This is a genomic window from Acetatifactor sp. (assembly GCF_982438285.1).
This window is the reverse complement of record NZ_CEWDFQ010000126.1, coordinates 1-8,164: the sequence shown is the minus strand read 5'-3', so window position 1 is coordinate 8,164 and position 8,164 is coordinate 1. Positions and strand designations below refer to the sequence as shown.

At 51.4% G+C, this 8,164-nt stretch carries 6 protein-coding genes; all 6 read right to left on the bottom strand.

From position 1 onward, the window contains the following. On the bottom strand, window positions 1–1,603 hold a 1,603-nt coding region (locus tag AC1WIP_RS07885; protein ID WP_481141335.1), incomplete at its 3' end, for a type IV secretory system conjugative DNA transfer family protein. 50 nt (window positions 1,604–1,653) lie between these two features. Continuing rightward, window positions 1,654–3,084 (bottom strand): DUF3991 and toprim domain-containing protein, encoded by a 1,431-nt coding sequence (locus tag AC1WIP_RS07880; protein WP_481141334.1) that lies wholly within the window; start codon window positions 3,082–3,084, stop codon window positions 1,654–1,656. A gap of 13 nt (window positions 3,085–3,097) precedes the next feature. After that, window positions 3,098–6,046, bottom strand: coding sequence for a MobP3 family relaxase (gene mobP3, locus AC1WIP_RS07875; RefSeq protein ID WP_481141333.1), 2,949 nt, complete (start codon window positions 6,044–6,046; stop codon window positions 3,098–3,100). Window positions 6,047–6,079: 33 nt separating this feature from the next. After that, window positions 6,080–6,676 carry a hypothetical protein gene (locus tag AC1WIP_RS07870; protein WP_481141332.1) on the bottom strand — a complete coding sequence of 199 codons (597 nt, stop codon included), beginning with the start codon at window positions 6,674–6,676 and terminating at the stop codon, window positions 6,080–6,082. After that, window positions 6,669–7,106: a hypothetical protein gene (locus AC1WIP_RS07865; RefSeq protein ID WP_481141331.1), complete on the bottom strand. Its 438-nt coding sequence runs from the start codon at window positions 7,104–7,106 to the stop codon at window positions 6,669–6,671. Before AC1WIP_RS07865 ends, AC1WIP_RS07870 begins: the two co-directional genes overlap by 8 nt. Before the next feature lie 404 nt (window positions 7,107–7,510). Continuing rightward, window positions 7,511–8,164, bottom strand: a 654-nt coding sequence (locus AC1WIP_RS07860) for a hypothetical protein (protein ID WP_481141330.1), incomplete at its 5' end; no start/stop codon positions are given.

Below are 8,164 nucleotides of genomic sequence, written 5' to 3'. Positions count from 1 at the left end.
TGCCCTTTTCCTCCACAGCATATTCTTCTTCAAACTGGATGCCCCATTTGAAGAAGAGCTTCAGCTTGACCTTCATGGGATAGAAGCCGGTCTTCATCACAATAAACTGACCTTTTGGCATGCTCTTGAGTTCATCCGGTGTCATGAGCGCCCGTTCCATCATCTGTAGGGATTGGGACGGATCGTTCTTCCCCCGGCTGACCGATCCGGACATGACCGTCCGGCTCCCCAGAGCCTTGGATAGCACCTCCGCCGAGGAACTATTAGGCGCAAAGCCGCCGAAGATGGTAAGCTGGGTATTATCCACGATAATCTCCGCCCCTTCTTTGCCATAGTTCTTTTCAAGCTGAGCAAAGGATTGGATCACCGGCACGATCTGAAGGCGTCGAGAACGAGAGGCTGAGAACATCATCTCGGCGCTCTCAATTTTCGGAAGGGTGCCGAATTCATCACAGTAAAACACACAACGATTTTTCAGTTTTCCGCCCATCTCGTCCGCCACGGCCAGGATCTCCCGGTAGAGCTGCTGGATGATCAAGGAGATCATGAAGAAGGTATTGGGATTTTCCTCCGGCATGATCAGGAAGATAGCGCACTTCTCCCGGCAGAACTTTTCCGCATCAATCTCCGTATCAAAGCATAGGAGCTGTTCCAGTTCGGAATCCAGAAAAGCATTCAATCTGGATAGAGCGGTACTCATGACGCTGGCCATGGATTGTTCAGCTGTATTCAGAGCGGCTCCGGCAAACCATTTGGCTTTGTGGTCATCCGGCAGAAGCTCCATGAGCTGCTGAAACTGATTTTTTCCTTTTTTCTGCGAGGGAGCCAGCAGCTCCTGAATGATCTTGAACACAGAGACGATGTGACGCTTCTCCGGTTCACAAAACTCAGCGACCAATAGGATGGTCGCAGTCAGCAGACCTTCCGCCGCATCATAGAAATAGGCGTTCTGTCCAAAGCTGGCCGCATCCATTCCGGAGAGGATAATGGTCTTACTGATGATCTTGGCATACTTCTCACAGCGGGCTTTGTAGACCAGCTCCTTCGGATTTTCCTTATACAGATCCATATACTTGTTTACCAGATGGAGCAGATTGTTGCCATTACTCCGGGTGGGATTTCTCAGATCAATTACCGATACCTGATACCCATAATGCTCTTTGGCGATGGTTCCATAGTTTCGCATGACATCGCCCTTGGTGTCGGTTGAGAGAAAGCTCATACCAGAGGCACAGGCGTATTCGATACAGGGATAGAGCCAATAGGCAGTTTTGCCGACACCGGCGGCACCGATCATCAGGGCATGGACATCGCCGGTATCGATGAGGGCTGTGGTTCCGCCCTTGGAGTTGGTACATCCCACTACAATTCCCTGATCTTTTGGTAGATGTTTGCCTTGCCGCCACAGCTCCGGCTCAAAGGGGATGTGCCTATAGGTTTTCCGGATCTCCGCTTTTGTGGCCCACCTCGCAGTACCATGCTGGCCATTGCCAACGGTCTTGCTCTTGATGTTGAGGGTGTACATGTGGGCAATCAACGAGACGCCGCCCAGGACGCCAAGCATTACCACAGCTACAAGAATTAAAGTTGCAATATTATCCATAGGACAACACGCTTTCCAGGTTTCTTCATCACTCCTTTTCATTCAGATTTTTATTGCTGCATTGCCATTGATGAGGATTCGGTTTGGCATGATGATTCCCTCCTTTGCATTTCCATTTTCTCACGCTCCACGTAAGTCTCCAGCCGCAGGCAGTCCACTGCCAGGGAGAGCGTATTCTTGATCTGTTCCATCTGTGCCGATTTCGGCAGAATCTCATTTTTCTGAAAAACCTGACCGATTGCCTCCAGGCGCTCCCCGATCTCAGCGATGCGGGCTTTGTAGCCGACCTTATCATGATGAGGCGCATAGAGACGGAGCAGGATCTTCTCATATTGCTGTACGGTGTAGGACTTCTCCAGTGAGGCAAATTGTTTCTGGCCCAATAAAAAAGCAATCCCCGCCATTTCAGAGGATTGCATGATGATATCCCTGGGCTGCTCCAGGGAGAGCTGCCTCAGTTTTTGGTATTGCTCCCGCAACGCATCCAACGGATACTTGGGACATCGGTCACCGGCAAAGGAGATGGCCAGCTCCTGGCAGAGCGTTTTCATCCGAACCATGCCCGGATGCTCGGTTCCTGGGATCGCCTCCAAGCCATGGGCGCTTTTGAGGCCCTCATTCCAGTCCTTAAACCTGGGCTGTTCCGCCCTGACCGTATAGGTTCCAAGCCGCAGGATTTCTTCCTTCAGACGATAGTTTCCCTCAATGCCTGCGCTGTCATGGTCGAGGCAGGTGACCACGGTATCGATCTGCGGATTCATTTTCAGGATATGGGTGGCTCCATAAGTGGCTGTGGAACAGAGAGCCACATAGCTGTGTTCCTGCCAGTTCTCCTTATGCAGAGAAATATAGGACAGCATATCAATCGGGGCCTCAAACACATACAGTCGGTTGCTTTTCCCGATGTAGTGAAAGCTGTAATCGGGATTGCTGCTGTCCACGTTGCCCTTGAATCCGCTGTCCGAATAGGTGCCTCGCTTATGGGCATGACGGGCAATCCCATTTTCGTCCACACCCACAAAGACCGCATTGTGATACTCCGCATCTTCATAGAGCAGGCCAGCCCGGACAAAGGTATTCACAACCTCCCGATCCAGAAACCGAGCTTTCAGAAGATACGCATAAACCCTCCGCATATCCTCATTCTTTTCTGGAAGGGCAAAGGGCTTTTTCTCCTTGGCTGGTGCGTCCTTTTGTGGGAGGACAACAACGCCTTGCTGCTCCAGGAGAAACTTCACGGCCTCCGGGAAGTCGAGGCCATAAAACGCTCTGGCAAAGGCAATCGCATCGCCGCCTTCCGGATTGTATTGATTGAACCAGAGATTCCCCCGGATCGTGATTTTTTCTCCGCCATGGTTCCATTTGTATTCCGATCCGGATCGTTCCACCTTCTCACCTTGTCCGAGAAGGAAAGACCGCAGATCCGTGCGGCGAGCCTGATCTTTTTGTTCTTCTGTAAAGTGAATATAGGTTGTAGCCATGAAACCTCCTTCCTCAGCCCTGTTTCAAACCATGGGCCTGTTTCTTTTCATCGATCTTGCGCTTCAGCTTTCGGTCTATCCCTCCCTTACCGCCTTTGCGCTCGTCCTCGATCCGGTTCTGGATGATCCGGGCCAAATGCTGCAACAGCCGCAGGCTGCCCAGAGCCGCCGACCAATTCCGGTTGCTGTGGACGCTTTGGAGAAGCTGGGCAGCATAGACATTTCCCTGATCGGCAGAGGCGGTCAGATAGGAAATGGCTTTTTCCATGTCCTGTTCCACCTCCCGGCCATAAAGAAACAGCTTGCCGAGTTGATACTGAGCGAAGGCGTTTCCCTGATCCGCTACCCTGGTAAACCAATATAGCGCCGCTTTCGCATCCTTGGGGATACCTTCATCGGCCAGATAGAGTTTTCCGAGAAGATATTGTGCGTACTCATGATCCTGCTCAGCGGCTATCGTCAGATAGAGGATGGCCTTGGGGATGTCCTTCGGGAGCAGCTCTCCACTGGAGAAGACCTTCCCCAGCAGATACTGCGCTGCGGAGAATCCTTGATCCGCAGAGAAAGTAAGCAGCTCCATGGCTCTTGGAAGATTCTGCAGAAGAACGATTCCTTCCAGCAGTGCTTTTCCCAAGGCATACGCCGCATAAGGGTTGCTGCGTGCCGCTGCTTTTTCCAGAAGGGAAACCGCACGGTGAATGTCCTGGGGAAGATCCACACCTTGAAGCAATGTTTTCCCCAAGAGGTATTCCGCATAGGGATTCTCTTTCTCCACGGCTTCTTCCAGCCAGCGCAGAGCGTACTCCGGATTCTTAGGGATCTCTTTTCCTTCCAGGAACAACTTGCCGAGAGTGTACATGGCATAATCATGGCCTTTCCCCGCTGCAGCCATGAGATAGTCGATTGCTTTTTTCACATCCCGGCCAGAGAAATCTCTGCTCAAATACAGTTTTCCCAGGCCATACATGGCATCGGCATTGCCAAGCTCCGCCGCCTTTTCAAAGTACATTCTGGCCTGCTCCGGATCTTTCTTTGTTCCTGTGCCGGTAAGGTTCATCTGGCCCAAACGGTAGTACAGCTTGTCATCCGCCATATCTTGCTCGATCTTCAGGAATCCCTGATACGCTTGCTTGTACCATTGCTCCGATGCCGCCTGATCCGGCGCAGTGCCAATCCCATTCCGGCACATCCGGCCCAGCTCATACTGATCGTAGGCATTCGGCTTATCCTCGTCTGCGGCCGCCATGGTAAACAGATCAAACGCTTTTTCTTCATCCTGATCCACGCCTTGGCCTCGGTGATAAAGACTTCCCAGAGCATAGGCGGCAAAGGGATTCCTCTCCGCAACCGATTTCTCATACCACCCGGCGGCTTTCCGATAGTCCTGATCCACACCATAGCCGAAGGCGTACATCTTGCCGATCCGGTATCGGAGATACCCTGGCTTTTCCTCCTTTGGCTCTCTGGCGCAGAAAGCAGAGAAGGCTTTCCGAAACCATTCTTGTGCCTGTTCTTCATCCTTCTTACATCCAAGACCGGCCAGAACCATTTTGCCAAGATCATGCATAGCAAAACCGTTGCCACGCAGAGCTTCTTCCTTCAGACCGACCAGGGCCTGTTCAAAATCCGGTTTGGATGTCTTGGTGCCATAGAGGAAGGCACGGGCCGCTTTATATTCATTCGTCCACCAAGTATCCTTCTTCCAGCCCCAGCCGCCAGAGTAAGAACGAAAGCCGGGAGGCGGATCTGGCTCTATGGGATCGCCTGCCTGAGAATCTGATTCCAGAGTTTCTGGCATTTCCGGATCGGGAGCATCGACCTGGGCCGGTTCCTCCACATCCTGCCGATCAGCATGAAGGCCCAGGGCCTCCTGGATCACTGCATTCTTGATCGGCTTAAATTCTTTATTTTGCGAGAGTTGCACTCGCTGTGGAAGTGCTTCTGTATAGACCTGGAGCGCTTCTTCTTTCTGCTCGTACCACAGATTATAAAGAGCAGCGATCTTTTCATCTGCAGCCAACTCATCCACGATGGCATCCACCAATGCTTTCACATCCGCTTTCAGGTAGCCATAGACCTTTTTCCCTTTAGTTTTAGAAAGCCGGTCAGCCAAACGCAGGAGCAGTTCTTCCACCTTAGGATTGTCATAGGTTCCGGCATTGATGCGGGAGACAATCTCTGCGATCAGCTCCTTACTGTGCAGGCGCAGTTCATCTCTTTGAACCGTCTGCTTTTCATAAATGCAGAGCAGATCCTGCTCAAAGATATCTTTGGCCAGGGAAGAGCGCATCTTTGACACACCCTGTTTGGTAAGGAACCCTTCCTTCTCTACAGTAGAGTACGCCAGCAGATGGATGTGGGGATGATGGCTCTCATTGTGAAAGGCAGCGTACCATTTCAGATGATCCATGGGGATCTTCAGGCTGTCGGCCAGAGCCTGTGTCTGCGTCCGGAGCATATTCCTCCACCGGACGCCGGTATTGAAACCGAGGCGCTCCGCATCCTCCCGGCGCAGAGAAACAATGAGCGTCCACACATTTCCCTGATGAGCGTTCAGCTCCTGGGATACCTCTTTCAGCTTTACCTGGACACCATCATCCGTGAACAGCCCATGGCTGCCGAACCGTTCCGCACCGGGCCGGGTGCCGATGTAGTCGGCATAGGTTTTCTGGTTCAGGATCTCTTGGGCATTATCCTCAATGGCACGGGTGATGAATTCAGAGGCAGCTCCCACGGTCTTTTCTCTCTGGTAGTCCTCGTATTCCAGCATCGTGGCGCTATCCGGAAAATCCCGCAGGATCTTTTCAATGAGCTTTTGTTGTTTCACTGTTGCCGGAGCCAGCTTGAAAGACTCATCGATCTTCTCCACACCTTCACGGGTGGCGATATAAGTGACATACCCGCCGATGGGCTTTTCCTGATCTGGTTTCAGGTACTTGAACTTTGTAACCAGACGAGCCATGGGAACCCTCCTTCCATTTTAGCGTATCGCCGATTACATCATCTGAGAAAATCCTGTGTCCTCAACTTCATCTGCATCTGGTTCCTCTGTCAACGTTTCTTCATTTTTTGGTTGTTCCAGCCAATTCTGCATCGCCGGATCAATAACCTTCAAGCGAATACCGCTGTAATCATACCCAATAGGATCAAAGATTCTATTGGTGATCACTTTGAGCAGAGACTCGGTATCAAACTTTGTCTCCAGATAGATGTCATCCTGGATCTTCAAAGGCACATCCATTCCTTCTTCCGTTTTTCCAAGGATAATTCTATCTCGGCCAAAGACTTTACCACTGAGATCCTCCAGCCTTGCCGCCATGAGTTCATCCTCCGCACAACCACGCATGAGCTGAGAGGCCACTTGTTTCCATGTGTGGACTTCTACTTCCGTACCATTCGGATAAAGGATTGCGAGAGGTTTTTTGCCTTTGAAATAAGCAGGCATAACAGAAAGTGACCGTTCCATCACATAGCTGCCTTGCGTAGATTCCTCATTTTGAATCTGAGCTATGAGCTGTCCGATACATTCATCCATTTCAAGCAAACTGTTTTGAATCTGTTTGAGTATTTCATAGATTTTCTTATCATTCATTGTCTTCCCATCCTTTCTGCCAGCTCACCGCATCATCAAAAGAGAAGGAGCCATTCAGCCTTTTGACCTCCTTAACACATTCTCCCCGCAAGCGTTCCAGTGACACTGGATCGATATTGTTATTCGCTGCGACCACATTCATCATGACAGCCATCTCCACGGCCAGCTTAAAAATCATCCGGTTCTGCCGATGATCACTCTCCGCCACAATGCTTTTCAGTGTGGAGGTAACGATATTGGGGAGATAGGTTTTGTTGTCCTCTGTGGAAAGATATCCCGCATAAAAAATGACAGCTTTTTCGATGAATTCACTCCTGCTGTCGCAGTTGTCTTTTTCATAGAGAGCGTCCGCCAGCTCCAGGGTGGACGGTCTGATCCAGAGCTGGAAGCGGCGTTTGATTTCTTTCTTTTCTACTTCTGTAGCCTGCATGTCTGAAATCCTCCTTCTTATTTATAGGAACCTACCAAAGCACCGCATCATTCGTTGAAACTTCTGGGCCTTGCGGGAGTTGAAGCACCTGTCCAGGAACCTTTTGCTCCAAATCCGGCACCGTAATGCCATTTCTTTCAGAAGCGGCGGAATGCCTTGAAGCGGCCGGCTCTGCCGGACGCAGTGAGCTGGGGCGGGGCCGATCCACGGCACCGTCCCTTTCTCCTGCTTGATTTTCGACCCTGTATCCGCACGGGGAACCGTTGCTTTTCCATGGGCGGAGCCCGCCTTCGCACGGGCCGCAAACGCCTCGCAAACCGGCAGGGAGGGATACTTCCTCGACCTCGCCCACAAAACCGCAACACGGGGCCGACAGGCGGCTCACCGGGGCGTTCTTTCTTGCATCACATTCCCTGGATCTGTGGCGTTGTTTCTTCTGTCTCCTTCTGCTGGATCTCTTGGCCATGGAGCGCATCTTCAAAGATCTGCTCTCTGGTCTGTAGGGAAAGGCCATTTCTCCTTTCTGCCCGGTAGATCGCTGTGGATACATCTTTCAACCGATAGCTGCGCCACTCCGGATCAGCTTGCTCTTTCACGCTGATGATGCCGGAATCAAAATCAAATTCCAGGAGAGCGGTGATGCGTTCATCATGCTCCATGGCATCACATAGGATCGAGAAGGTCAGGTCATCGATGGGCTGATGCTCTCCGAAGGCAACCGCCAGACTATCCAGCGTGAGTTTCCCCACATCCTCCTGCAGGAAGTTCCGGTAGCGATAGACAGCGCTGTAAAACGTATTTCGCAGATCGGAAGTGAAATGAAAATCATCTCCGTCCTCATGGAAATGGATCACCGCAAACCGTCTGGCGGCTTCAGCCTCACGCTGTGCCTGTGCTTCTTCCTGACGGATCAGTGCTTCGATTTCCTCACGCTTTTCTTCCGGGACGAGAGACGCATAGGTTTCCTCAAAACATTTTCGCAGTACACCTTCGATAGTACGCCCCTGATCGTTCAGCACTTCATCCAGAGCAGCGAGGCGGTGTTCGTTAAAATAAAC

What these genes read in the sequence shown, in the direction of transcription:
- AC1WIP_RS07870 (WP_481141332.1), bottom strand. Translation starts at nt 6,676, where the DNA reads ATGAATGATAAGAAAATCTATGAAATACTCAAACAGATTCAAAACAGT.
- AC1WIP_RS07865 (WP_481141331.1), bottom strand. Translation starts at nt 7,106, where the DNA reads ATGCAGGCTACAGAAGTAGAAAAGAAAGAAATCAAACGCCGCTTCCAG.
- mobP3 (WP_481141333.1), bottom strand. Translation starts at nt 6,046, where the DNA reads ATGGCTCGTCTGGTTACAAAGTTCAAGTACCTGAAACCAGATCAGGAA.
- AC1WIP_RS07880 (WP_481141334.1), bottom strand. Translation starts at nt 3,084, where the DNA reads ATGGCTACAACCTATATTCACTTTACAGAAGAACAAAAAGATCAGGCT.